The sequence below is a fragment of the Paenibacillus cymbidii genome, from assembly GCF_004764705.1.
GTDB classification, from domain to species: domain Bacteria; phylum Bacillota; class Bacilli; order Paenibacillales; family NBRC-103111; genus Paenibacillus_AN; species Paenibacillus_AN cymbidii.
In genome coordinates this window covers 111063-134753 of record NZ_SHLX01000017.1, presented here as the reverse complement: position 1 = coordinate 134753, position 23691 = coordinate 111063, and the positions used below count along the sequence as shown (strand labels likewise).

Below are 23691 nucleotides of genomic sequence, written 5' to 3'. Positions count from 1 at the left end.
AATGAAATTTCGCGCGTCGTCTTTTTTATCGAAGCTCATCGGGTTTGCGTTGCTGCTGTGCACGTTCCCGGTCATCGCGCTGGGGGTGTTCTCCTATGCCAAATCGACTACAGCCGTGCAGGAGAAAGTGAAGGAAAGCAATCGCCAGCTCCTGCTGCAGACGCAGGCGCAGATCGAGCAGCAGCTGCGGCTCGTCGACTACTCGGCGATTCAATACATGAACCTGCCGCTCGTGACCGCCACGCTGCGGGAACAGCTGAACGGCGCCATGCGCGCCGACGTCACCAAAGTGAAGGATCTGCTCGAATCGATGAGCAAGCTGCAGAGCTACGAGCTCGGGACGATGCACATGGAGCTCGCCAGCCTGGCGAGCTTGTGGCGCATCGACGACAACGGGCTCGGCGCGGTCGATCCCGTCAGGCAGGAGCGGTACGCGATCTGGGTGAAGGACCCGCGCACTTCCTTCTGGTCGGCCGGCACGGGGGACGTGAAGCTGATCAAAAAAATATCGGTTACCGCAGCATCTCCGACACGATCATTCAGATGATCGAAACCGGCTTCGATACCGAGCTGACGCTCGACGACTGCGCGCGGCGGATGAACTACAGCCCCAACTACTTGACCAAGGTGTTCCGCAAGGAAACCGGGGTGACGTTCAGCGACTATTTGGCGACGCACCGGCTGAAGATGGCCAAGATGTGGCTGGTCGAAACGGACATGAAAGTCGCCGAAATCGCCGAGAAGCTGAAGTACAATACGCCGGCCAATTTCATTCGTTATTTCCGCAAAATGGAGGGGACAACGCCGGGGCAATATCGCGAGCAATACTGGAGCAAGTGAACCTTGCGGGCGGACCGGCGCGGCGAACGAGGCGCCGGTCCCGCAAGGCGGACGCGCCCGCGGTTCATTCGCCGCGCGCGTCCCCTTTCCTGACGAACTCGTCCGCGCCCAGCTGCAGGTAGCGCAGCGCCGCCCCTTCCTTGGCGGACACCGCCACCAGCCGCGGCTTCGCCAGCCGGTCGGCCGCCGCCGCCCGGAGCCGCCGGATCCACTCGAACGGGTCGGCCTCCGGCCCGTCCATGTCGACGGCGCACAGATCGTACGGCTCCGCCGCCAGCGCGGCCGCCGCTTCCGCTACGCCGGCGGCGCTGGCCGTGCGCAGCGGCTGCGGGCCGAATGCGGCCAGCGCCGCAAGCGGCACATCGGCGCCGACCAGCAGCACGCGCAGCCCTTCGCCCGCTTCCGGCTCGCCGACGAGGACGCGGCCGCGCCCTTCGTCCTTGGCGCGGTACAGCGCCTGATCGGCGTGGCGCAGCGCGTCCCGCAGCGGTTGGCCGGGCCGCCATTCGGCGATGCCGGCCGAGAACGTCACCGGCTGCGCCACGCCGGGGAACTCTTCCCGCGCCGCGTGTTCGGCCAGGCTGCGCAGCGCCGCTTGCGCTTCCGTCGCCGTCGTCTGCGGGAACAGCAGCACGAATTCTTCGCCGCCGTACCGGACGACGCGGTCGCCGCGGCGCACATGGCGCCGGAACAGGTCCGCCAGCCGGCGCAGCACGCGGTCTCCCGCATCGTGGCCGTACGTGTCGTTGATCGCCTTGAAGCGATCGAGATCGAGCATCGCCAGCGCCAGCGGCAGCTTCAGGCCGGCGGCGCCGCGCGGTCCGCTCAGCCACTCGTCGAGATAACGGCGGTTCCATGCGCCGGTGAGCGGGTCCGTGTACGCGAGCTGCCGCATCTCCTCCGCGCGCTTGGCCGCGGCGCGCAGCCGCTGCACGATGTCCGACTGCGGCAGGCTCGCATCGAGCACGTCGGACGCGCCTTCGTCGCGCCAGCGCTGCGCGTCTTCGGCGCGGGGCCGCCGCAGCGCCAGCACAACGGCCGGCGTCCCGGCCAGCCGCGGCTCCCCGCGCAGCCGGGCCAGCCAGCCGTCGGGCGACGCCGACGCGACCAGCACCAGCCCGCCGGCGTCCATGCCGACGCTGTTCGCCGCTTCATCCCAATCCATGGCGGCGTACACATCCGCCTCGCGCTCCAGCAAGGCGCGAACGGCCGCCCACTCCCGCGACTGCTCGCCTACTACGATCCAGGTGCCGCTCATGCCGCAAGCTCCTCTCTCTTATGGAATGCGCCGATCCGATTGCCGATGCCGGCGCAGCGGGCGTCAGCCCCGCTTGAACAGCTCCAGCAGCTCGCCGTACCCTTCCCGCTCCATCTCTTCCTTCGGGATGAAACGAAGCGCCGCCGAGTTGATGCAGTAGCGCAGACCGCCCGTTTCGGCCGGTCCGTCCTCGAACACATGCCCAAGGTGCGAGTCGCTGCCGGCGCTGCGCACTTCGGTGCGGATCATGCCGTGGGTGAAATCGTGCTTCTCGTCGATCAACTGCTCCGCCAGCGGACGCGTGAAGCTCGGCCAGCCGCAGCCGGAGTCGAACTTATCGAGCGAGCTGAACAGCGGCACGCCGGACACGATGTCGACATACAGCCCTTCGCGCTTGTTGTCCCAGTAGTCGTTGCGGAACGGCGGCTCCGTTGCGCTGTTCTGCGTCACTTCGTATTGCATCGGCGTCAGCCTCGCGCGCAGCTGCTTGTCGTCGGCGTTGTCCCGCCAATGCCGCTTCAGGAACGAGTCGCGTCCCGAGCCGCTGCGGTACAGCTTGTAGCGCAGCGTGTTTTTGCGATGGTAGCCTTGATGATAGTCCTCCGCCGGGTAGAACGGCTTCGCCGGTTCGATCGCCACCACGATCGGCCGCTCGAACCGGCCGCCGGCGTCGAGCTCCCGCTTCGATTGCTCCGCCGCCAGCCGCTGCTCCTCGCTATGATAAAAAATCGCCGGCCGATACGACGAACCGCGATCGTGAAACTGGCCGTCCGCGTCGGTCGGATCGATTTGCTGCCAATAGACTTCCAGCAGCCGCTCGTAAGAGATCGTCTCCGGGTCGAACGTAATTTGTACCGCTTCCGTATGCCCCGTCGTTTCCGAGCACACTTCCTTATAAGTCGGATTGACCGTATGGCCGCCGGTGTAGCCGGAAACGACCTTTTCGATGCCCGGCCATTCCTCGAACGGCTTCACCATGCACCAGAAACACCCTCCGGCAAAAGTCGCCAACTCGCTCATGCTTGGTTCCCTCCTCGACATCGCTTCCTTCTCTTCTTATGATACCAAAATGCGGCGCCTCCGCAAAAAAGACCGGAAGCGCGCGGCGAAAATTGCTGCTCAAACGAAACAAACGCGACCCGAAAGCTTCGGGTCGCGCCAATGGCTTCGCTCAGTCGAACAAGTCGCCGAGCCGGTCGAGCACGCTTTTTTTGCGGTGGGGCGGACGGTAATTGCGGTCGTTCGGCCCGCGCCGCTTGTAATCGTCGTCGTCATCGTCGTCGTCGCGCTCCCGGCGTTTGCCGGGTTCGTCGTAGTACCACTTGTTATAGTCGTCGCGCACTTCCTTGACATCGCTCATCAGCTTGTCCAGTTCGCCGCGATCCAGCCAGACGCCCTTGCAGCTTGGGCAAATGTCGATCATAACGTCGTTCTTCTGCACTTCTCTCATGCGGGTGTCGTGACATACCGGACAGTTCATCCGTCATTCCTCCTCGGGCGCTCGCCGCCGCGAACGCGGATTCGCATCACTCGCAAAAGCTTGACGCTCGCGCAAATCATACGTTCGGAAGCCGCGGCGGTTTCAAAATCAGCCTGCCCCGCCCCCGCCGCGTCTATTCGCCGGCATCCATCCGCCGCGCGGCGAACCCGGTCCACCCCATACCGGCGATGAGCGCCTTCCCGGCATGCACCGCGTAGGTCGCCGCTGCCAGCACGAGGAGCAAGCCGGCCAGCGAAGCGAACACCGACATCGGCACCGTCCAGAACGCTTCCGGCTTGGCGAAATACGGCACGAACGACGCCGCCACGACCGGAGCCGCTTGCAGGCGCAGCTTCTGGATCAGGAACACGACGAGCAGCGCCGTTGCAAAAAACGACCCTACCCCCGGAGAAATAAAATACAGCGTGTTGCCGAACACCACGGCGAGCACCGCTGCCGAGGACACCTTCATCATTTCCCGCTGGGAACGGGCAAGAAACAGAAACCCGAACGCGCCGAGCGTCGGGAAAAAGAGCAGTTGCAATTCGCCAGATTGGTGCGATAGTTCGTATAAGCAAGCCAAATACATACAAAGCACGATCGAGCGCAACAGCATGTCGCGATGTCTTCCTTCCGCAAAGGCAACTTTCGTCCGAAAAGCCAAACGGACTTCATTGTACCTCCGCGACCGTATGGCGGTCAATGACATTTTGCGGCGAGTCGGCGCTTTTGGCGAATTCCGGATCATTTGGTACGATGGAAAGCAAGTACGATTTTTTTTGCACGGAAGGAGCCCGATTCCCGATGACGAAGCCCGTTTCATCCCGGCCGGAAAGCTTCCGCACCGGCTCCGGCGACAGCCCCGCGCCCGGCGGCGTGCTCGGGCCGCGCGCGCTGAACCGCGCTCTGCTGGCGCGCCAGCTGCTGCTAAGCCGCGCCGAGCTGTCCGCCTACGACGCGCTGGAGCAGCTCGCCGGGCTGCAGGCGCAAGCGCCGAACCCGCCCTATTTCGGGCTCTGGACGCGGCTGGCCGACTTCCGCCAGGAGCAGCTGTCGCAGCTCATCCTGGAGCGGCGCGCCGTGCGCATCGCCCTGATGCGGTCGACGATCCACCTCGTCACCGACCGCGATTGTCTGGCGCTGCGCCCCGTGCTGCAGCCGATGCTCGAGCGCGCCTTCCTGCACAGCGCCTCGGGCAAGCTGTTCGCGGGCCTCGATGCGCCCGCGGTGGCCGCCGCCGGGCGCGAGCTGCTCGCGCGGGAGCCGCTGACGGCGAGCGAGCTTGGCGCGCGGCTGGCGGAGCGCTGGCCGGAGCGCGACCCGGCCGCGCTGGCTGCGGCGGTGCGCACGTATGTGCCGCTGGCGCAGGTGCCGCCGCGCGCCATTTGGGGCGCCGGCGGCCAGGCGGCCCATGCCGATGCGGAGCAATGGCTGGGCCGGCCGCTCGCAGCGGATGCCGCGCCGGAAGCGACGATTGTGCGCTATTTGCGCGCATTCGGACCGGCGACGGTGAAGGACATGCAAGTATGGTCCGGCTTGACCCGGCTGCGCGAAGCGGTCGAACGGCTGCGCCCGTTGCTCGTCGTTTTCCGCGACGAGCAAGGCGGCGAGCTGTTCGACTTGCCGGACGCGCCGCGGCCGGATCCGGATACGCCGGCGCCGCCCCGCTTCCTTGCGGAGTTCGACAACATGCTGCTGTCCTACGACGACCGTTCGCGCATCATCAGCGAAGCAAGCCGCGCGCGCGTCTTCACCGTCAACGGCATCATCCGCGCCACCGTGCTGGTCGACGGCTTCGTCCGCGGCATGTGGCGGATCGACCGGAAGCGCGGCGAAGCCGAGCTTGTCGTCGAGCTGTTCGAGCCGATCGACGATGCGGTGCGGGAGGAATTGGCGGCAGAAGGCGAGCGGCTGCTGGCGTTTGCCGCCGAAACGGCCGGGCGGCGCGCCATCCGTTTCGAGGATTCGCGGTGAGCCCGGCGGGCGGCGATTCGCTGCCGAATCCGCCGGGCAAAAACAGCGATATCGTACAGGTAAAGCGACAACATCCTACATGTTCAAGCGCCGGCCGCAGGTGGTATACTCCTAACCAAGTCAGGTGAATTCGTTCACCCGGGCACAAATTCGCCAAGGAGCGTGTATCCCATGTTATCCTTTTCCCAAGTCAGCCAATATGAGCGGGACGGTTATATCGTACTCGAGAATGTGTTCTCTCCCGAAGAAGTCGCCAAGCTGCTGGACGCCGTCGAGCAGGGCGAAAAAGTGTCGCGCATGTCCTATACGGTCAAAGACGGCAGCGGCAAGCTGACCAAGCTGGCGCTCTGGTTCGATCTGGCCGACGATATCTGGTCGGCGGCGTCCACCGTGCCGCGCATCGTCAATCCGGTTCGTATTTTGCTTGGTGAAGACGCTTCCTTTTTTCACGGGAAAGTGATGCTGAAGGAAGCCAAAACGGGCGGAGCCTGGGAATGGCATCAGGATTACGGGTACTGGTATGACCAAGGCTTTATGTACCCGAACTTAATCAGCGCGTTTACGGCGCTCGATCCGGCCACCATCGAGAACGGCTGCCTGCGCGTTCTGAAAGGCTCGCACAAGCTGGGCAGGCTGAGCCACCAGTATGTCGGCACTCAGACCGGCGCCGATCCGGACCGGATGGAGCAAATCCTGTCGCAATTCGAACTGGTGCCGGTCGAGATGAAGCCGGGCTCGGTGTTGTTCTTCCACAGCAACCTGCTGCACAGCTCGGCCGCCAACTTGTCGGATTATCCCCGCCGGTCGTTCATCATGTGCTATAATGCGACTAGCAACCCGGAAATGAAAAAAGGCGAACTGAATTACCGTCCTTCTTGCCCGGTAGGCCCGGACAACGGCATTCTCGCGTGCCCGTAAGTCCCGCCATGGCCGGCTTGCAGCGGACGAGAACGGATCGTGGAGGTTCGAAACGTGACCAAGCTGGTATCATGGAATGTCAACGGACTGCGCTCCTGCGTGAACAAAGGTTTCCTCGACTACGCGAAGCAGGCGGAGGCGGACGTGATTTGCGTCCAGGAGACGAAGCTGCAGGAAGGGCAGATCCAGTTGGCGCTGGACGGCGAGTACAGGCAATATTGGAATTACGCGCAGCAGAAAGGGTATTCGGGCACAGGCGTATTCAGCCGGATCGCCCCGCTCTCCGTCCGCTACGGCATGGAGCAGGACGAGGAGCCGGAAGGCCGGATCATTACGCTCGAGTTCGACCGCTATTATTTGGTTAATGTGTATACGCCGAACGCCAGACGCGACTTGTCGCGACTGGATTTCCGGATGGAGTGGGAGGAGCGCTTCCGCGCCTATTTGCTGGAGCTGGACGCGCGCAAGCCGGTGCTCGCCTGCGGCGACCTCAACGTGGCCCACAACGAAATCGACATCAAAAACTGGCGCAGCAACCGCGGCAATTCCGGTTTCACCGACGAAGAGCGGGGCAAGATGACACAGTTGCTGGAAGCCGGCTTTCTCGATACGTTCCGCCACCTGTACCCGGAACGCGACGACGCCTATACGTGGTGGTCGAACATGCCCAAGGTACGAGAGCGGAACGTCGGCTGGCGCATCGACTATTTCCTCGCTTCCGCCAGGCTGGCGCCGTACATCCGCGACGCGCAGATCGACGCCCATGTGCTCGGCAGCGACCACTGCCCGGTCAGCCTGACGATCGACGAACCCGCCGAAGCGGAGCTGGCCGGCTGAAAGCGGCGTCCCGCTTGATGCATAGAACGTACATCAGGCCGCAACGACCACGACAACCATAACAACCATAACAACCATAACAACCATAACAACCATAACAACACAGCAACTACTACAACACAGCAACTACAGCAACCACTGCCTGAAATAAGCCACTTTTCATGGCCTATTTCGCCAAAAACGGACGACGGTGATGAAATAGCCAGTGAAAATGCTGGTTATTTTGGGGAAATGATCGATTTTGGGGCGTTTGAATGAAAATAGCCAGTGAAAACACTGGCTATTTTCGATGGAGCGAGGCAAAAAAGGCGAATAAGCCATTTTTTGTGGCCTATTTGGGTGAGCGCGATGAGCGGATGCTCGCCTTTCCGTTCGCGCGTGCGTGTTACTGCGGCGGCGTTGCAATCGATTTGACCCGGCCGACTTGCCCGCTGGTCAGCCTTACTTTAATCCCGTGCGGGTGCCGGGGAGAATTGGTCAGGATCGCCTGCACGATCCCGCGCGTCAGCTTGCCCGTCGCCTGGTCCTGCTTCAGCACGATGTCCACTTCGAGGCCGGGCCTGATGTTGGCGCGTAGTTGTCCGTTCATCTGTTCTCCTCTTTCGCTTCTGCCATCCCGCGCTGCCGGCGTTCCGGCGGCGCGGTCGCTTTTTCCCCATTGTACCCGAAACCGGCGCACATCCAAACCGCACGTCAAAAAAAAGCCGGACGCCTCGACCCGCGAGACAATCCGGCCTTTTTCGATTGGCAGCTTTCGCTCATGCCGTGCCCTTGCCCTCTTCCCCTTCTTCTTCGCCCGATCGGTCATCGTCGTCGCCATCGTCGCCGCCCGCGGCCGCGATTGCTCCCGGCCCTTTCATCGCGTCGATTTTGGCGATTTCCGGAGGCAGTCCTTCCGGATTCGGAAGCGGCGGCTTCGGCTTGTCGGCCCCGTACAGGCGCACGTAGATTTCCTCGATTTCATCGCCGGTCAAGTCTTCGCGCGCCAGCAGCTCTTCGGCGATCGCATGGACGAAGTCTGCGTATTCCAGCACGAGCTTTTTTGCTTCTTGCATTTGGTTTTTCAGCAGTTCGTTGATTTTGGGGCGAAGCGATTTCACGGCATCGGTGCGGCCGCCTACCGCCAAATAGCTGAACAGTTCGTCGCCCATGCCGTACATGCCCAGGTAGACGCCGGCCAGTTGGGTCGCTTGCTGCAGATCGGACGTGACGCCGTTCAGCTTCTTTCGCAAAAACTGCTCCTCCACCGCCCTCGCTGCCAAACAAACCTGGATTTCGGCCAAAATTTCGCTGTCGGTATGATTGTAACGCTCATGCACCGGCTTGGTAGCCGCCAACCCGAGCGCCCCGCCCCGGCGGATAATCGTCACCTTCCACACCCGCTCGTGCGGCTTCAGCAGAAACTGGGCCACCGCATGCCCCGCCTCGTGGTACGCCACATTGCGTTTCTCGTCGTCCTTCATCGAACGGAGCGGCTGCTTCAATCCCCATTCGTACGTTTCCATCGCAGCGCGGAAATCTTCGTAGCTCGCTACCGTCGAGCCGCGCTGGTGCGCCATGACGACCGCTTCGTTGACGATATGCCGGATTTGCGCCGGGCTGTAACCGACCGTATCGAGCGCCGCCTTCTCGGATGTGAGGGACTCGTCCCGCCTGATCTTCTGCAAATAGTATTCGAACACGTCCACGCGCCCGTCATGGTCCGGCACATCGACCCACAGCTGCCGGTCGAAGCGGCCGGGCCGCAGCAGCGCCGGATCGAGCACGTCGGGCAAGTTGGTCGCGCCGATCGTCAGCACGGGCAGCCGTTCCGCCTTCTTGTGCCGCAAGCCGAGCGAACGCAGCAGCTTGGCGATCCGCGAGTTGTCCATATTCGGCGGATCCATCTGCAGCAGCAGCTCGTTCAGCAGACCGGAGCCGCCGCCCATGCCGAACATGCCGCCCATCATGCCCCCGCCGCCGCCCTGGCGCCTCATGCCGATTGCGTCGATCTCGTCGATGAAGATGATGCAGGCGCCGTACATTTTGGCCAGCTTGCGCGCTTTGCTGTACAGCCTCATGACCTTCATGTTGCCGACGCCGAAAAACATGTTCTGAAAGCTCGGCGCCGACGCGTAAGCGAAAGGGACTTGCGCCTCGTTGGCAATTACCTGGGCCAGGTACGACTTGCCCGTTCCCGGCGGCCCGCACAGCAGCAGCCCGCGCACCGCTTCGCCGCCCATCTCCTTGAACTCCTTGACGCCTCTCAGCAACGTGACGATGCGTTTGGCGTTGTCGACGATTTCCGGGTTGCCCCGGTAATCGCTCCAGTTCGAGCCGGTCTCTCCGGGCAAAATCCAGTACGTCCGCCCGCGGGCAAGGAACCAGAACAGCGCTACAAATTGAATGATGATAAAAATGACGGCAAACAACAGTTGAAACAACAGGCTGACGATGGACAGCGTGACGTTCCATACCGGCGGCCCTCCCAGCCATATTCCCGCGACGACGACAACGAGAATCGCAAGCCTGAGGAGAATCTTGCGCCACCTGATCCATTGGTAACTCCTCATGGCTCTCCCTTCCTTTGCTCCAGATTGGTTGCATTCCAAGGGGACTGCCTTGCCGTATAATCCGCGCTTGCGCGATCCGGACAGGTTGCCGCTTGACAGCGTTTTCCTGCAGGCGGAATAAGGTCTCCCCCCTCCGAGCTTTCTCCGTAAAATGAGTGATAGTCCTAGCATATACGATCGATATTCGGGCTGGCAATCCCAACTGTCGATGATCCCAATATATTCCGAATCGGTCGTTCAAGAACGAAAACTTGTCTCCGCGGACAAGCTTGCATCCGCCTGGTCAACACAAGAAAATTTGGTATTTCATGCGCTGCAGCACCCGCCATGGCCCACCGCGGCGCGTTTAGCGCATGTTTCCTGCGCTGCAGCACCTTCGTGGGAGTCATTATCCTGCACCCAATGTTGTCAGGTTAAGCGATGGTAGCTGTCCCGGTCTACTGCAAGGCTGAAATCAGCCTTATTTCGTCTGCCGCTCGCCGAAACGACGCTGTAAGGCTGAAATCAGCCTTATTTCGTCTGCCGCTCGCCGAAACGACGCTGTAAGGCTGAAATCAACCTTATTTCGCCGACTGCTCGCCGAAACGCCGCTGTAAGGCTGAAATCAGCCTTATTTCGCCGACTGCTCGTCAAAACGACGCTGCAAGGCTGAAATCAGCCTTATTTCGCCGACTGCTCGCCGAAACGCCGCTGTAAGGCTGAAATCGGCCTTATTTCGCAAACATTCCAAGCAATGCAGACTTCTTTGCCTTATCCTGACAACATTGATCCTGCCCCTCATCCCCAAACGTGTCACTACAAGAAAACTCCGTCTCCCGACGGAGCCGTTCCCCCTGCCGCAGCCGCTTCTGGAACGAAAACGCGCATGGTATGCTGCAATCAGATCACCACAAGTCCGGTTATGTTGACATGGACCGCCCATTTCCCGAAGGAGGCAAATTCGTCATGCAAACGAAAAAACGTTCCGTACCCGTGTGGCTATTCTGGGCGATGGCCGTGCTGGCGATGGCGATCGGCGCTTACGCGCTGGCGTTCTACGGCGACCCGGGCGGAGTCCGGCGTCAGCCGTTCGTCACGGACAAAGGCGCATTGCCCGACCTGTGGTATCGCATGCTGTGGGTGCATGCCGTATCGGCCGGCACGGGGCTGGCGATCGGCTGGCTGCAATTCGGCCGCAACATCCGCCGGAACATGCCGAATGTGCATCGCGCAATCGGCTATGTGTATGCGGCGGCAATCGCGGCCGGCGGCGTCACCGGCCTGTATCTGGCCTGCTACGCAAACGGCGGCTGGGTCTCGCAGCTCGGCTTCGGCCTGCTGTCGGCGCTGTGGCTTTACACGCTCGGCCGCGGCCTGCACAGCATCATTTACGAACGCGATCCGGCCGCTCACGGCCGCTGGATGACGCGAAATTTCGCGTTGTCGTGCGCGGCGATCTCGCTTCGCATCTACACGCCGCTCGCCGATTCGCTGTTCGGCCTGACGGACACGAACGATACGTTTCCCGTCATCGCCTGGCTGTGCTGGGTGCCGAATCTGCTGTTCGCGCAATGGGCCATCGGACGGCGGCGCAGCGCGGCAACGGCAGCCGCGACGAGTCGAACTTCCGGCCGCGTGCTGCATTAGCGCACGCCAAACAGCGCCGCCTCCGGTGTAAAATCACCGGCGGACGGCGCTGCGAACGATTTTGGCCGCCAAATCAGCCGTCGCTCTTCCGTTACGCTACATGACCGGACACGCCTTCGCGATCGATCAGCAGCCGGCTTTCCTCGTTCAGACCGACCATCGTCACGTGTTTGTTCAGCTGCCGGTATTTGTGCGTCACTTTGGCGATGGCCGTTACGGCCGAATGATCCCACACGTGGGACGAGGCAAAATCGATGACGATCCGCTCGGGATCGCTGCGATAATCGAACAGGTCGACGAAATGCATCATCGTGCCGAAGAAGAGCTGTCCGCTGATGCGATACACCTTGGCCCCATGCTTGTCCACGCCGACATGCGCCTTGATGCGGGCGGACTTCCACCCGAACAGCAGTGCGCTCAGCACGACGCCGGACACAACGCCGATCGCCAAATTCGAGGTCGCCACCACGATCGCAACCGTCACGACCATGACCAGCGCGTCGCCGCGCGGGATGCGCGCCAGCGTGCGCAGCGAATGCCAGTCGAACGTGCCGATCGACACCATGAACATGACGCCGACGAGCGCCGCCATCGGAATTTGTTTGACCACGCTGCCGAGCACCAGAATGAGGAACAGCAGAAACACGCCCGAAACGAACGTCGACAGCCGGGCGCGCCCGCCGGATTTGACATTAATGACGGTTTGTCCGATCATCGCGCAGCCGGCCATGCCGCCGAAGAAGCCGGTCACGATGTTGGCGATGCCTTGGCCGCGCACTTCCTTGTTTTTGTCGCTTTTCGTTTCAGTCATTTCGTCGACGATCGTGGCGGTCATCAGCGACTCGGTCATCCCGACCACCGCCAGCGCCAGCGAAAACGGCAGCATCGTGCCAAGCGCGGACAGCGACAGCTCCAAATCGGGCACATGGAAAAAGGGCAGCTGCTGCGTAATTTCGCCCATATCGCCGACCGTGCGAAGGTCGAGGTGAAAGCCGATGGACACCGCCGACATGACGATGATCGCCACCAGCGCCGACGGCACCGCCTTCGTCAGCAGCGGCAGCAAATAAATGATCGCGAGCGTTCCGGCGACCATGGCGTACATGGGCCAACCGGCGTCCTCGAAGTTCGTCAGCTGGGCCATAAAAATGATGATCGCCAGCGCATTAACGAAGCCGGTGACGACCGCGTGCGGGATGAAGGTGATGAATTTGCCGAAGCGCAGCACCCCCATCGCATATTGGATGATGCCGGTCAGCACGGTGGCGGCGAACAAATACTCGATCCCGTATTTGGCGACGATCGGCCCCATCAGCGAGGCCATGGCGCCCGTCGCCGCGGAAATCATGCCCATCCGGCCGCCGACGATCGAAATCGTCACCGCGATGGTGAACGAAGCGTACAAGCCGACCATCGGATCGACGCCCGCCAAAATCGAAAATGCTATCGCCTCCGGAATAAGCGCCAACGCCACGGTCATCCCGGCCAAAATGTCTTTGCGCACGTTGAACAGCCACGCCTCTTTCCACTTTCGGTACAACAACCGCTCCCCACTCCCCCATGGTGCAAATCAAGACCGTTCCATTATACAGGATGGAGCGGAGGACGCTCATCTTTTTAGTGCGTTCCGATCAGATCAGTCCGGTCCGTTCGTCGCGCCCGAGCATCAGGTTCATATTCTGGATGGCGGCGCCGGCCGCGCCTTTGCCCAGGTTGTCGAAACGGGACAAGATCGTGAAACGGTCCGCGCCGCCGAAGACGAACAGCTCGAGCCGGTTCGTATCGTTCAGCGCCATGATCGGAAAATGGCCCTCGTCAAGCTCCGCCGCCGCATCGAACGGCATGACGCGGATGAACGGTTCGCCGTCATAATAGGCGGCAAGCGCCTCATGCGCGTCCTTGGCGGATGCGTTCCGGCCGAGCAAGCGGGACACGAGCGGCACCGCCACCGCCGAGCCTTGCGGGTAATTCGCGATGACCGGCGTAAACGACGGGTCGAACGACAGCCCGGCGTACAGGCGCATCTCGGGAATGTGCTTGTGATCGTGCAGCAGCGCGTAATGGCGGGGCGCCTGCAATTGATGCGCTGCGGCGAAAGCGGGCGACTCGTATTGCGTGATGCGCATCTTGCCGCCGCCGGTGTAGCCGGTAACGGCGTAGCTCGTGACCGGGTAATCGTGCGGCACGATGCCCGCTTCGACCAGCGGCCGGAGAGCGGCGATGAAGCCGGTCGCATGGCAACCGGGCACGGATACCCGCGCGGCCGAGGCGATCCGTTCGCGCTGGCCGTGAAGCTCGGGCAAGCCGTACGCCCAGGCGGGGTCGGTGCGGAACGCCGTGCTGGCGTTCATGATGCGGGTCGCCGGATTGGTCACCAGCGCCACCGATTCCCGCGCAGCCGCATCGGGCAAACACAAGATCGCGATGTCCGCCGCGTTCAACAGCCGGCTGCGCGCGGCAGCATCCTTGCGTAAGGCGGGATCGATCGCCAGCAGTTCCACATCCGCGAAGCCCGATAAATAATGATGGATCTTCAGTCCGGTCGTCCCTTCCCGACCGTCCACGAATATTTTGATGCCCATGCGATCACACTCCAGTGTTAATGTATATTTATACTTTAATAAGTATAAATATACATTTCGTGCAGCCGCTGCGCAATCGTTAACTGCGCCAATATTCTCCGGCGTCGATCATTCGCCCTGTTGCTCCATTAACGCGATACACCCTTGCAGCGCCCGGGACATCCACTTCTTCGGGTGTTTGCACCAGCGCAGCTCCAGCCGCAATTCGGAGTGGCGGAACGGGAGCGCCGCCAGCTCGCCGCGGTGGATCTCCTCCTTCGCCGCCATTTCCGGCAGCAGCGCGATGCCGGCGCCGGCCATGACGCAGCGCTTCACCGCTTCGGGATTGCCCAGCTCCAGACCGATGCGGCACGTTACCCGTTCCGACCGCAGCAGCTTCTCCAGCATGACGCGGTAGTTGCAGCTCGCTTCCGTCATGATCCACTCCTCGCCTTCGAGGTGCTGCAGCTCGACGATCGTCTGCCGCGTCAGCGGGTGGCCGGGCGCAGCAAGCAGCACGAGCGGCTCTTCGCGGATCGTCGTCCACTCCAGCGCCGGATCGGTTGCCGCCTGATCGAGAATAAGCCCGATGTCGATCTCGCCCGCTTTTACCTGGCCGACGATGGTGTCCTCGCTCCCGGGCTGCAGCCGGATGGTCAGCTCGGGATACTGCCGCCGCAGCTGCTGCAGGATGGCGGGCAAAAAATAGGCGGCGATCGAATCGATCGTGCCGATCGTCAGCGTGCCCCCGCTTTGCCGGGCCAACCGTTCTTTCGCTTGCTGGTGCAGCTCGAGCATTTGCGTCGCGAGCACCAGCAGTTCTTCTCCGGCCGATGTCGGCCGCAGCCCGCTGCCGATGCGCTCGAACAAAGGAACGCCGTAGCTTTGCTCCAGCTTCTGAATTTGCGTCGTGACGCTGGACTGCGCGTAGCCGAGCTCCGCCGCGGCCCGGGTGAAGCTGCGGCGGAGCGCCACTTCGCGAAACGTCCGCAGGTAGACGAGGTCCATCGTGCCATCCCCCTTTCCATTTCAAAATTATTGATGATCCCTATCGATTATTATAGATAACGTTGATGATCGGTGCGATGGTAAAGTGATACTATCCGCTTCATGCTCAACATCAATTTGGAGGAGAGTGGTTTCGTTGCTGCAAACAAACGATTTGTGCGGCGTGTTCGTGCCGGTCGTTGCGCCGTTTCTGCCGAACGGTGCGCTTGACCTGGCTTCCTTCCGGCGCTATGTCGCCGGACTGCTCGCGTTTGATATTCAGGGAATTGTCGTCAACGGAACGACCGGCGAATGCCCGACCGTCGCGTGGGAGGAAGCGGCGGCGCTCGTCCGGGCGGCGCAGGAAGTCGCCGCGGCGCAGAAACGGCCGGTTCCGATCGTCGTCGGAACCGGCACGAACGACACCGCCGCCAGCGTGCGGCGGACGGAGCTGGCGGGGCGGCTCGGCGCCAATGCCGCGCTCGTCGTGACGCCGTACTACAGCCGGCCGTCGCAGGAAGGAATCGAAGCGCACTACCGGCGCATCGCCGAAGTCGGCGTTCCGGTCATCGCCTACGAGATTCCGGCGCGCACCGGCGTTCGCCTGACGGCGGACACGATGCGGCGCATCCTCGAGCTGGACGGCGTCATCGGCGTCAAAGACAGCTCCGGCAGCACCGCGCTGCTGGAGGAACTGATGCGGCACAAGACGAAGCCCGTCCTGTGCGGGGACGATGCGCTGCTCTGCGACATGCTCCGGCTCGGCGCCCGCGGCGGCATTCTCGCTTCGGCGAATGTGCGGACGCCGCTGTTCCTCGAGACGTGCCGGCTCGCCGCCACAGGCGACATGGCCGCTGCCGAACAGGCGTTCGCGCCGCTGCGCCCCATCATCGAGCGGCTGTTCCGCGAGCCGAACCCGGCGCCGCTCAAGTGGCTGCTGGCCAGGCACGGCATGATCGCCGAAGGTGCGGTCCGGCTGCCGCTGGCGCCGATCTCGCCGGCGCTCGCACGCGAGCTGGAGCAGGAGCCGGTCAACTGACGGCCGGCGTTTCCTCCAGCAGCACTTCGTCGCCCAGCCGCGCTCGGCCGGGCGTTATGACGGACGCGTAGACGCCGAACGTCAGCGCCATTGTATCGTTGACTGCGCGCAGCAGCGATGCATCGCGCTCGCGCGTGTCCGGGTCGAGCGTAATGACGGTGCAGCGCTCGCAGCTTTCGTCGACGCGCAGCCGCGCGCTGCCTACGGTCAGCCGGCGGCCGAGCCAGTCTTGCGCGCCGCCCGCGCCGGCATCCAGCCGGACCAGCAGATTGGCGCGAAACCGCCGCGGATCGACCGGCTTGCCCCAGGCCGCTTCCAGCCTGCGCAAGTCGGCGTCGGCGATCAGCAGAATGCTCCCCTGATCGACTGCCATTCGCTCCGGCTCCTCCGGTGCCGGCCCGCTCGTCAAGTGCACGCGGCGCCGCGTCTGCGCCTGAAGCTCCTGCGCCAGCGCCGCGTCCCAGCCGAAGCGGCGGCCGTCCGGCGCCGTCACGCGCAAGCCGCCGTCTTCGCCGAGCTGCGCGCGATAACCCAGCATCGCCGGAACGTCCCGGGCGGTGATGTAGCTGTTCCATCCCGCCCCCTGGCCGTCGTGGAACGCGTACAAACGATCGCCGCTCATGCCGTACGGCTCGATGTCGCAAGCCGCAAGCCGCTCGCCCGCAAACGATTTGACCGGGTAACGGCGAATATCCCCGATCGTGCCGATTCTCACCACCGTCCGGCACCTTCCTTTCCGCACGAGAACTGATGATACAAAACGCTTTTCCCCGCCTGGCAGAGAGCGGTTAATAAATCTTTTTCAACATCTCAATCGCTTCATTCAGGGTGAGGCCGAAGGACTTGTAGTAGGAGGCGTCGCTTTCCATTTGCTTCAAGATCATTTCGTTGCGCATTTGCAGCATCTCTTCGGAAGAAAGCTCGGCGACAAAACATCCCTTGCCGGTCACCGTGTTGATCAGACCGCATCGTTCGAGTTCTTCCCAGGCTTTCTTGACCGTGATGACACTCACGCGAAGCTCCTGGGCCGCTTGCCGAATGGGCGGCAATACGTAGCCGCTCGGAAGCTCGCCCCTCATAATCTGGGCGCCGATCTGTTCAAATAGCTGCTGATAAATCGGTTTTTCCGATGTGTGCGAGATCGATACGTTCATAAAATTTCCACTTTGAGGAATCGTTTCACCGCTATCCCGTAAGCAATCAGGGTGAACGCTGCAAAGATGGCGATTCCTGCGATCAGGAGGGTGCCATGAAAAACCCAATGGTCCGCGACGTTAACATTGAACAGTTCGGACCAGGACGAAATCCGGATGCCCAGCCATTGCACGATACCGGCAAAAAGCATAGCGGCTATTACAGCCACGGCCAGCGCCCCGCCATATTTATAAGCCGTCTTGTAGTACATGGGGATGAAGGCGATATTGAAGATGGCCATCATGGCCATGCAAAGTCCCCAGAAACCCATGGTCGGGGCGAAAAAATAGTAGCCGACGTTTATGTTCGCGTACAGAAGATCATGAATCAGACCGAAGATCGCTGCCCAGCCGATGTGCATGATCTCCAGGATGACAATGACGGAAATTCTTGCTTTGACCATATCCTTCTTGGTTACGGGCATCATCGCGGTAAACATCAAGTCATTCTGCGTTTTAAAATTGCTGAACATGTTCGGGATCGTGAGCCAGCAAAAATACAGGGGGACCAGAAAATAAACCCAGCTGGGAATGAGCATCAACAGGCCCAATAATAGAGGGAATACGAAAAAAAACGGCTGAATGCCTAATTTCAAATCCTTCTTCACCAGATTATACATGCGCGGGCTCCTTCTTTGCGAAGTAGATCATGATGTCCTCGAGACTCGGCGTGACCGCTTTAATGCCGGAAGAGGAATGGTAGTCTGCGGAGCGAATCAATCCCGTGAAGCCGAACGAATTGACCTTGTAGGCAATCATCCGTTCTTTCACCAGGCCCAGTTGGGTTTCGTTGCCGTTCAGCAACAGAAAGGATTCCTTGAATTCCTCTTTTTCGGCGCTCTTGACCACTTGCCCGTCCGCGATAAACGTGATGAAATCCGCGCACTTTTCCAGGTCGGAAGTAATATGGGTCGAAAACAGAATGCTGATTTCGCCGTCCGTGACGAGCTCCTGAAAAAGATCGAGCAGATCGTCTCTGGCCACCGGATCGAGCCCGCTTGTCGGTTCGTCGAGGATGAGCAGCTTGGCGCCGTGGGACAAGGCAAGCGCCAAACTGTACTTGACCTTCATGCCCATCGACAATTCGGCGATTTTTTTGTTTTCGTTCAATTTGAATCGGCTCAAGTAGCTTTGATAGGCCGCATCGTCCCATCGGGTGAAAAACTTCTTGATGGTATCGGTCAACGTTTTGATTCGGCTTCTCGTATAGAAATCGATGCCGCCGAATGCGCAGCCGATCTCTTGTTTCAATTCGAGTTCGTGTTCCGCCATGTTTTTGCCCAAAATGTAGACCTCGCCGCCATCGGTATGGATCATGTTCATGATCGATTTGATGGTGGTCGTTTTCCCCGCGCCGTTGGCGCCGATAAAGCCCATAATATAACCCTTTTCCAGCTGGAACGATACATCCCTTAACTGAAAATCGGGGTACCTTTTCGTTATATTTCGAATGTCCAAGGCCAGCATGCCGCGCCTCCTCCACCAAACCAAATTGTGTATATCGTATATGCACAATATAACATGAGGAGGCTTTTAAATCAAATGCTTTTGCGTACGCAACACTTGCCTTGTGCTGGTGTGCAATGCGCCCTATCGCCCCTTTAACAATCATCAAGCAGACAAGCTGCACAAAGCGCGGCATTCTCCCCTCCGCCGACTATCCCATTTGCTTCACTGCCGCGCTCCGATGAAGCATCTTGCAAAATAAGCCATGTTTTATTGCCTATTTCGCCAAAAACGGGCAGTGTCTTCAAAATAACCAGTGAAATCACTGGTTATTTCGGTTAAAATACCTGAATTGGGGGCCTGGTGGAGCAAATAAGCCATGTTTTCACTGGCTATTTCCGACGAGGCAGGCGCAATCGGATAAATAAGCCATTTTTCATTGGCTATTCTGGCTTCCCTCCTATAGCGGAGCAGAAGGTTGCTCCCATTATTCCAGCTGCTCCAGCCTCTGGCATGATTACGACTAACCGCCGCCGCGCCTCACGACAGCTTCTCCCACCGCGCCCACATTTCCCGCGGGTTCAATTCGTAGATCTCCTTCTCGCGATACAGAAACTGATGCATGATGAATTCCCGGCGAATCGTGGCAAAGTCGTCGTGAAACCTTTTGACGAACGCGTTGATTTCTTTTTCGTCGTATTTCCTGCCGACTTCCAGCTGCGACGCCAGATGCTCCATTACGATCAGCTTCTTCTTGAGCTGCGCCGGTAAATGCTTCAACGCGCCGCCCGCCGTAAAGAAGTTTTTCAGCACCGCCTGCCTGACCCGCTCCTGCTCCTCCGCCAACATGTCCGTCCCTCCCTTCTGTTTCCGGTAAATGAGTTCTTCCGTCGCGCCGGCATAATCGCGAATGAACGCATGGTGCAGCGCAAAAAAGATCGTATTCTTCTCCCGCCGCTCACGAATCAGCCCGACTTCCCTCAGCTTGGCGGCGTGATGGGTTACGGTCGCGGGCGTCACCCCCAGCTTCTCGGCCAAGTCCTGGCCGTTGCTTTCGCCTTCGGCGAGCAAAATAAGCAGCCGGATTCGCGTCGGATCGGCCAGCGCCTTGTGGTACTGGACTACTTTTTCCAGTTGCACGGTCGGTTCGCACCTCACTAATTTAATAGTTATCTAATTAGATTATATTTAAAATAGATCATAGCGCCTTGCCGCCGCATTGTCAACCGACCGGTTGCCCGGTTGGGGGCAAACACGGCCTATTTCGCCTTTCCCCTGGCCAGCCCCGCCCCTTTCCCCGAGCCAAAGTATGCAAAGTGGCAAAAAGGTTCGATTTTACCATCCCGATCCTGCGGCAAAGTGCGGTTTTGTGACCGAATTTCCGATTTCGCCCCCGCCGGCCCGGTGCTACGCTGGGATCAATCCGGCGACTACGACGAGACGCCCACTAAACGGAGGAGGTGACGGTGTGGAAAGATGGGGGAGACGGCTCGCCCGCAACGGTCCATTGCTGCTTATGACTTTGCCGGGTTTTGCGCTGCTGATCGCCTTTCATTATTTGCCGATCGGCGGCATCCTGATCGCGTTCAAGAACTTTGGCTATTCCGGCGGCAGTTTCTTCAAGAACTTCGCCAACAGCCCATGGGTCGGGTTGAAAAACTTCGAGTTTTTCATTAAAACCCCGGACGCGTTCATCATCACCCGCAACACGCTGCTGTACAACTTGGTGTTCATCGCCCTTGGCACGTTTGTCGCCGTCATGATGGCGATCGCCCTGAACGAGCTGCGCAGCCGGCGCCTGGCCAAGTGGTACCAAACGACGATGCTGCTGCCGTACTTTCTGTCGTGGATTGCGGTCAGCTATTTGTTCTACGGCTTCCTGAGCGTGGACAAAGGCATTCTTAACACGTCCGTGCTGCCGCTGTTCGGGATCGAACCGGTCGCCTGGTACAGCGAAATGGAGCTGTGGCCGTTCATTCTCGTGTTCGCGAACATTTGGAAATACGCCGGCTACAACTGCATCGTCTATTTGGCCGCAATCACCGGCATCGACAACGATTATTACGAAGCGGCGGCGCTCGACGGCGCCTCGAAATGGCAGCAGGTGCGCCATATTACGATACCGTCGATTTCGCCGGTGATCGTTCTGCTCGTGCTGCTGGCGATCGGGCGGATGTTTTTCGCCGACTTCGGCCTGTTCTACCAGGTGCCGCTCAACTCCGGCGCGCTGTTCGACGCCACCAACGTCATCGACACGTACGTGTACCGCGCCTTGATCAACAGCGGCGATATCAGCTTGTCTTCCGCAGCCAGCACGTTCCAGGCGTTTGTCGGCTTCGTGCTCGTGCTGCTCTCGAACGGAATCGTCCGCCGCATCGACAAGGAGAAGGCGATTTTTTAGCCAGCCGCACAATCGAACCTATCGCACCCGCAAAGGAGGAGCCCGATGAAACCCGGCCGAGCCATCAACGCCATCTCGCCCGCCGCCAACACGACGCTTCACGCGCTGTTTATGCTTATGAGCCTGTCGTGCGTCGTCCCGCTGCTGCTGGTCGTCGCCGTATCCGTCACCAGCGAGTCGAGCGTCGTCGCCGACGGCTACCGGTTCATCCCGAACAAGCTGAGCCTCGAGGCATACCGCTACCTGTGGCAGGAAAACCGCACCATCCTGAGCGCTTACGGCGTCACCGTGTTCACGACGGTCGTCGGCACGCTGCTGAGTCTGCTCGTCATCGGCCTGTTCGCCTACCCGCTGTCGCGCCAGGAATTCGCGTTCCGCCGGCTGTTCCTGTTTCTCGTCGTGTTTACGCTGCTGTTCCAGGGCGGCCTCGTCTCCTGGTACATGGTCACGACCCAGGTGCTGCACCTGAAAAACAATATCTGGGCGCTCATCGTGCCCCACCTGTTCAACGGCTGGTACGTGATGATCATGCGCACGTATTTTTCGACCACGATCCCGGACGCCGTCATCGAATCCGCCAAAATCGACGGCGCCGGCGAGTTCCGCGTCTTCTTCTCGATCGTGGTGCGGCTGTCCTTGCCGGGCCTCGCCACCATCGGGCTGTTCAGCGCCATCGTCTACTGGAACGACTGGTGGCTGCCGCTCATGCTGATGACGAACGACAAGCTGCTGAACATGCAGTATTTGCTGTACAAGGCGCAGAGCCTGGCGGATTACTTGTCCAACCTGAGCGGCGAAAATTACGGCACGATCGCCCAAATCCGGCCGCCGACCTTGACGCTGCGCATGGCGCTGGCCGTCGTCGGCATCGGCCCGATCGTGCTCGCTTACCCTTTTTTCCAGAAATATTTCATCAAAGGCTTGACGATCGGCGCCGTCAAAGGCTAAATCCAGGCAACTGGTTAGCATACATGTTATTATTCATTGGGAGGTTATGAACAATGGCAACTACTGCACGATTCAAACTCTCGCTCGCGGCGGTCGCGCTGTCGCTGTCCGTGGCGGCGGCAGGCTGCGGCGGAAGCGGCGGCGGCAAAGGCTCGGGGGCGACCGGCTCGCCGGCCGCAAGTCCGGGAACGAGCGCGGCGGCAAGCGTCGCGCCGAAACAGGAGCTGACGCCTTACGTCATCGACTGGTATTTGCTGGCCACGGGGCCGCAGGCGGACACCGAGCTGGTCGAAGCCGAAGTCAACAAGATTATCCAGCCGAAAATCAACGCCACGTTAAAAATGCACCTGATTACCTCGTCCGAATACGATACGAAAATGACGGCACTCCTCGCCACGGGCGAAAAAGTCGATCTGATGTTCACCTCTAACGGCAATATGAACTACAGCAATCTGGTCGCCAAAGGCGGTCTCGTCGATTTGACCGACAAGCTCGACAAGCTGGCGCCGGACGCGAAGAAGCTGCTGGCCGACGGCTTCCTGGAGGCAAGCGCGATCAAGGGCCGCACTTACACGCTCGCCGCCTACAAGGAAAAAGGCTCGTGGCTCGGCTTCACCGCGAACAAAACGCTGGTCGACAAATACAAAATCGACATTACGAAGATCAACAGCCTCGAGGATATGGAGCCGTACCTGAAAACGATCAAGGACAACGAGCCGGGCATCACGCCGTTGTTCGCGGTTGGCGCCTCGCGCATCCCGAATGTCAATGCCCGCTACTTGTGGAACGTATCGCCGGTGCAGTCGATCGTCCTGAATCAGGAAGGAACCGCTTACACGCTGGAGCTGGACGAACCGGCGTACATGAGCACGCTGAAGACGCTGAACAAATACTACCAGGCCGGCTACATCCGCAAAGACGCGCCGGTACTGAAGGCGACGAACGACGACAAGTCCAGCGTGCTGTTCACGTTCGGCCAGCTCAAGCCGTACGTCGACGTGCAAGTGTCGAACTTGTTCGGCAAGCCGTTCATTTTCCAGCACTTCGGCAAGCCGATTACGACGACAAACGACCTGGTCGGCTCGATGATGGGCATTCCGACCAACTCGAAAAACCCGGACCGCGTGCTGATGTTCTACAACATGATGTATACCGACGAGAAGCTGATCAACCTGGTCGGACGCGGCATTGAAGGCAAGCATTACGTCAAAACCGGCGACAAGCGGATCGATTACGCCCCGGCCACCGAAGGCGGCAAAAAGTCCGGCTACAACCCGAACACGACGTGGATGTACGGCAACCAATATTTGACGTACCTGATGCCGGGCGAACCGGACGATATTTGGGACCAATTCAAGAAGTTCAACGCCGAATCGGAAATCGTCGTCAATCTCGGCTTCAACTTCGACAGCTCCGAGCTGAAAACGGAAGTGGCCGCGATCAAAAACGTGGAAACGGAATTCCGTCCGATCCTGGAAACCGGCTCGGTCAATCCGGACGAATACGTGCCGAAATTCAAAGAGAAGCTGAAGGCGGCAGGAATCGATAAAGTCATGCAAGAAATGAATAAGCAATACAAGGAATGGCTCGCCGCGAAGAAAAAGTAACCTTGCCGCAGGAGCCTGACGGTT

24 protein-coding genes are annotated in these 23691 nt (G+C 60.3%); 10 read left to right on the top strand and 14 right to left on the bottom strand.

Translation table 11 applies throughout. The annotated features are described in order from the left end of the window. Position 1 precedes the first annotated feature (1 nt). Both EXY20_RS39125 and EXY20_RS39120 read left to right on the top strand, forming a co-directional pair. Positions 2 to 547 carry a hypothetical protein gene (locus EXY20_RS39125; protein ID WP_167859443.1) on the top strand — a complete coding sequence of 182 codons (546 nt, stop codon included), beginning with the start codon at positions 2 to 4 and terminating at the stop codon, positions 545 to 547. Further along, complete coding sequence (locus tag EXY20_RS39120; protein WP_167859442.1) at positions 544 to 840, top strand: helix-turn-helix domain-containing protein; 297 nt, start codon at positions 544 to 546, stop codon at positions 838 to 840. Before EXY20_RS39125 ends, EXY20_RS39120 begins: the two co-directional genes overlap by 4 nt. 64 nt (positions 841 to 904) lie before the next feature. Here the strand turns inward: EXY20_RS39120 and EXY20_RS22720 are convergent, their stop codons facing one another. The 4 genes from EXY20_RS22720 to EXY20_RS22705 all read right to left on the bottom strand — a co-directional run bounded on the left by EXY20_RS22720 (position 905) and on the right by EXY20_RS22705 (position 4194). Next, on the bottom strand, positions 905 to 2098 hold the full coding sequence (locus EXY20_RS22720) for a GGDEF domain-containing protein (RefSeq protein ID WP_135554407.1): 1194 nt from the start codon (positions 2096 to 2098) through the stop codon (positions 905 to 907). 63 nt (positions 2099 to 2161) lie between these two features. Further along, positions 2162 to 3118, bottom strand: coding sequence for a peptide-methionine (S)-S-oxide reductase MsrA (gene msrA, locus EXY20_RS22715; protein WP_235886148.1), 957 nt, complete (start codon positions 3116 to 3118; stop codon positions 2162 to 2164). 151 nt (positions 3119 to 3269) lie between these two features. Then, positions 3270 to 3578: a TFIIB-type zinc ribbon-containing protein gene (locus EXY20_RS22710; RefSeq protein ID WP_135554405.1), complete on the bottom strand. Its 309-nt coding sequence runs from the start codon at positions 3576 to 3578 to the stop codon at positions 3270 to 3272. A gap of 133 nt (positions 3579 to 3711) precedes the next feature. Continuing rightward, a complete protein-coding gene (locus EXY20_RS22705; protein WP_135554404.1) occupies positions 3712 to 4194 on the bottom strand; it encodes a hypothetical protein in 483 nt (160 codons plus the stop codon). 188 nt (positions 4195 to 4382) lie between these two features. On the opposite strand from EXY20_RS22705, the gene EXY20_RS22700 reads away from it, so the two are divergent. The 3 genes from EXY20_RS22700 to EXY20_RS22690 all read left to right on the top strand — a co-directional run bounded on the left by EXY20_RS22700 (position 4383) and on the right by EXY20_RS22690 (position 7307). After that, on the top strand, positions 4383 to 5552 hold the full coding sequence (locus EXY20_RS22700; RefSeq protein ID WP_135554403.1) for a winged helix DNA-binding domain-containing protein: 1170 nt from the start codon (positions 4383 to 4385) through the stop codon (positions 5550 to 5552). A 171-nt stretch (positions 5553 to 5723) separates the two neighbouring features. Beyond that, positions 5724 to 6470 carry a phytanoyl-CoA dioxygenase family protein gene (locus tag EXY20_RS22695; RefSeq protein ID WP_135554402.1) on the top strand — a complete coding sequence of 249 codons (747 nt, stop codon included), beginning with the start codon at positions 5724 to 5726 and terminating at the stop codon, positions 6468 to 6470. Between the two features lie 54 nt (positions 6471 to 6524). Next, positions 6525 to 7307, top strand: a complete 783-nt coding sequence (locus EXY20_RS22690) for an exodeoxyribonuclease III (protein WP_135554401.1) — start codon at positions 6525 to 6527, stop codon at positions 7305 to 7307. A 385-nt stretch (positions 7308 to 7692) separates the two neighbouring features. Here EXY20_RS22690 and EXY20_RS22685 read toward each other — a convergent pair whose 3' ends face one another. Beyond that, on the bottom strand, positions 7693 to 7896 hold the full coding sequence (locus EXY20_RS22685) for a YwbE family protein (RefSeq protein ID WP_135554400.1): 204 nt from the start codon (positions 7894 to 7896) through the stop codon (positions 7693 to 7695). A gap of 169 nt (positions 7897 to 8065) precedes the next feature. After that, positions 8066 to 9859: an AAA family ATPase gene (locus EXY20_RS22680; RefSeq protein WP_135554399.1), complete on the bottom strand. Its 1794-nt coding sequence runs from the start codon at positions 9857 to 9859 to the stop codon at positions 8066 to 8068. Between the two features lie 945 nt (positions 9860 to 10804). Between EXY20_RS22680 and EXY20_RS22675 the strand changes: the two genes are divergently transcribed. Beyond that, the gene (locus EXY20_RS22675; RefSeq protein WP_167859441.1) at positions 10805 to 11485 is read left to right on the top strand and encodes a DUF2306 domain-containing protein; all 681 of its coding nucleotides are present in this window, start codon (positions 10805 to 10807) and stop codon (positions 11483 to 11485) included. 91 nt (positions 11486 to 11576) lie between these two features. Here the strand turns inward: EXY20_RS22675 and EXY20_RS22670 are convergent, their stop codons facing one another. The 3 genes from EXY20_RS22670 to EXY20_RS22660 form a co-directional block, all read right to left on the bottom strand. Then, on the bottom strand, positions 11577 to 13025 hold the full coding sequence (locus tag EXY20_RS22670) for a SulP family inorganic anion transporter (RefSeq protein WP_135554478.1): 1449 nt from the start codon (positions 13023 to 13025) through the stop codon (positions 11577 to 11579). 91 nt (positions 13026 to 13116) lie between these two features. Further along, complete coding sequence (argC, locus tag EXY20_RS22665) at positions 13117 to 14067, bottom strand: N-acetyl-gamma-glutamyl-phosphate reductase (protein WP_135554397.1); 951 nt, start codon at positions 14065 to 14067, stop codon at positions 13117 to 13119. A 108-nt stretch (positions 14068 to 14175) separates the two neighbouring features. Then, on the bottom strand, positions 14176 to 15054 hold the full coding sequence (locus tag EXY20_RS22660; protein WP_135554396.1) for a LysR family transcriptional regulator: 879 nt from the start codon (positions 15052 to 15054) through the stop codon (positions 14176 to 14178). Positions 15055 to 15190: 136 nt separating this feature from the next. Here EXY20_RS22660 and dapA point away from each other — a divergent pair, with 136 nt between their 5' ends. Then, positions 15191 to 16072 carry a 4-hydroxy-tetrahydrodipicolinate synthase gene (gene dapA, locus EXY20_RS22655; RefSeq protein WP_135554395.1) on the top strand — a complete coding sequence of 294 codons (882 nt, stop codon included), beginning with the start codon at positions 15191 to 15193 and terminating at the stop codon, positions 16070 to 16072. Here dapA and EXY20_RS22650 read toward each other — a convergent pair. From EXY20_RS22650 to EXY20_RS22630, 5 genes are all read right to left on the bottom strand, one after another. Continuing rightward, a complete protein-coding gene (locus tag EXY20_RS22650; RefSeq protein ID WP_135554394.1) occupies positions 16065 to 16790 on the bottom strand; it encodes an MOSC domain-containing protein in 726 nt (241 codons plus the stop codon). The genes dapA and EXY20_RS22650 overlap by 8 nt on opposite strands. A gap of 70 nt (positions 16791 to 16860) precedes the next feature. Further along, positions 16861 to 17226, bottom strand: coding sequence for a GntR family transcriptional regulator (locus EXY20_RS22645; RefSeq protein WP_135554393.1), 366 nt, complete (start codon positions 17224 to 17226; stop codon positions 16861 to 16863). Continuing rightward, positions 17223 to 17885, bottom strand: coding sequence for an ABC-2 transporter permease (locus EXY20_RS22640; RefSeq protein WP_135554392.1), 663 nt, complete (start codon positions 17883 to 17885; stop codon positions 17223 to 17225). The genes EXY20_RS22645 and EXY20_RS22640 overlap by 4 nt, the downstream gene beginning before the upstream one ends. Then, a complete protein-coding gene (locus EXY20_RS22635) occupies positions 17878 to 18732 on the bottom strand; it encodes an ABC transporter ATP-binding protein (protein ID WP_135554391.1) in 855 nt (284 codons plus the stop codon). The genes EXY20_RS22640 and EXY20_RS22635 overlap by 8 nt, the downstream gene beginning before the upstream one ends. A 519-nt stretch (positions 18733 to 19251) precedes the next feature. Further along, entirely contained in the window at positions 19252 to 19851 is a 600-nt protein-coding gene (locus EXY20_RS22630) for a DUF2087 domain-containing protein (RefSeq protein ID WP_135554390.1), read from the bottom strand. 376 nt (positions 19852 to 20227) lie between these two features. Between EXY20_RS22630 and EXY20_RS22625 the strand changes: the two genes are divergently transcribed. The 3 genes from EXY20_RS22625 to EXY20_RS22615 are packed head-to-tail and all read left to right on the top strand — an operon-like array spanning position 20228 to position 23667. Further along, a complete protein-coding gene (locus EXY20_RS22625) occupies positions 20228 to 21112 on the top strand; it encodes an ABC transporter permease (RefSeq protein ID WP_135554477.1) in 885 nt (294 codons plus the stop codon). A 45-nt stretch (positions 21113 to 21157) separates the two neighbouring features. Beyond that, complete coding sequence (locus EXY20_RS22620) at positions 21158 to 22060, top strand: carbohydrate ABC transporter permease (protein WP_135554389.1); 903 nt, start codon at positions 21158 to 21160, stop codon at positions 22058 to 22060. A gap of 53 nt (positions 22061 to 22113) precedes the next feature. Continuing rightward, on the top strand, positions 22114 to 23667 hold the full coding sequence (locus tag EXY20_RS22615) for an ABC transporter substrate-binding protein (RefSeq protein ID WP_135554388.1): 1554 nt from the start codon (positions 22114 to 22116) through the stop codon (positions 23665 to 23667). The last annotated feature ends 24 nt before the right edge of the window (positions 23668 to 23691 follow it).

What these genes read in the sequence shown, in the direction of transcription:
- EXY20_RS39125 (WP_167859443.1), top strand. Translation starts at nt 2, where the DNA reads ATGAAATTTCGCGCGTCGTCTTTTTTATCGAAGCTCATCGGGTTTGCG.
- EXY20_RS39120 (WP_167859442.1), top strand. Translation starts at nt 544, where the DNA reads ATGATCGAAACCGGCTTCGATACCGAGCTGACGCTCGACGACTGCGCG.
- EXY20_RS22720 (WP_135554407.1), bottom strand. Translation starts at nt 2,098, where the DNA reads ATGAGCGGCACCTGGATCGTAGTAGGCGAGCAGTCGCGGGAGTGGGCG.
- msrA (WP_235886148.1), bottom strand. Translation starts at nt 3,118, where the DNA reads ATGAGCGAGTTGGCGACTTTTGCCGGAGGGTGTTTCTGGTGCATGGTG.
- EXY20_RS22710 (WP_135554405.1), bottom strand. Translation starts at nt 3,578, where the DNA reads ATGAACTGTCCGGTATGTCACGACACCCGCATGAGAGAAGTGCAGAAG.
- EXY20_RS22705 (WP_135554404.1), bottom strand. Translation starts at nt 4,194, where the DNA reads ATGCTGTTGCGCTCGATCGTGCTTTGTATGTATTTGGCTTGCTTATAC.
- EXY20_RS22700 (WP_135554403.1), top strand. Translation starts at nt 4,383, where the DNA reads ATGACGAAGCCCGTTTCATCCCGGCCGGAAAGCTTCCGCACCGGCTCC.
- EXY20_RS22695 (WP_135554402.1), top strand. Translation starts at nt 5,724, where the DNA reads ATGTTATCCTTTTCCCAAGTCAGCCAATATGAGCGGGACGGTTATATC.
- EXY20_RS22685 (WP_135554400.1), bottom strand. Translation starts at nt 7,896, where the DNA reads ATGAACGGACAACTACGCGCCAACATCAGGCCCGGCCTCGAAGTGGAC.
- EXY20_RS22680 (WP_135554399.1), bottom strand. Translation starts at nt 9,859, where the DNA reads ATGAGGAGTTACCAATGGATCAGGTGGCGCAAGATTCTCCTCAGGCTT.
- EXY20_RS22675 (WP_167859441.1), top strand. Translation starts at nt 10,805, where the DNA reads ATGCAAACGAAAAAACGTTCCGTACCCGTGTGGCTATTCTGGGCGATG.
- argC (WP_135554397.1), bottom strand. Translation starts at nt 14,067, where the DNA reads ATGGGCATCAAAATATTCGTGGACGGTCGGGAAGGGACGACCGGACTG.
- EXY20_RS22660 (WP_135554396.1), bottom strand. Translation starts at nt 15,054, where the DNA reads ATGGACCTCGTCTACCTGCGGACGTTTCGCGAAGTGGCGCTCCGCCGC.
- EXY20_RS22645 (WP_135554393.1), bottom strand. Translation starts at nt 17,226, where the DNA reads ATGAACGTATCGATCTCGCACACATCGGAAAAACCGATTTATCAGCAG.
- EXY20_RS22640 (WP_135554392.1), bottom strand. Translation starts at nt 17,885, where the DNA reads ATGTATAATCTGGTGAAGAAGGATTTGAAATTAGGCATTCAGCCGTTT.
- EXY20_RS22635 (WP_135554391.1), bottom strand. Translation starts at nt 18,732, where the DNA reads ATGCTGGCCTTGGACATTCGAAATATAACGAAAAGGTACCCCGATTTT.
- EXY20_RS22625 (WP_135554477.1), top strand. Translation starts at nt 20,228, where the DNA reads ATGACTTTGCCGGGTTTTGCGCTGCTGATCGCCTTTCATTATTTGCCG.
- EXY20_RS22620 (WP_135554389.1), top strand. Translation starts at nt 21,158, where the DNA reads ATGAAACCCGGCCGAGCCATCAACGCCATCTCGCCCGCCGCCAACACG.
- EXY20_RS22615 (WP_135554388.1), top strand. Translation starts at nt 22,114, where the DNA reads ATGGCAACTACTGCACGATTCAAACTCTCGCTCGCGGCGGTCGCGCTG.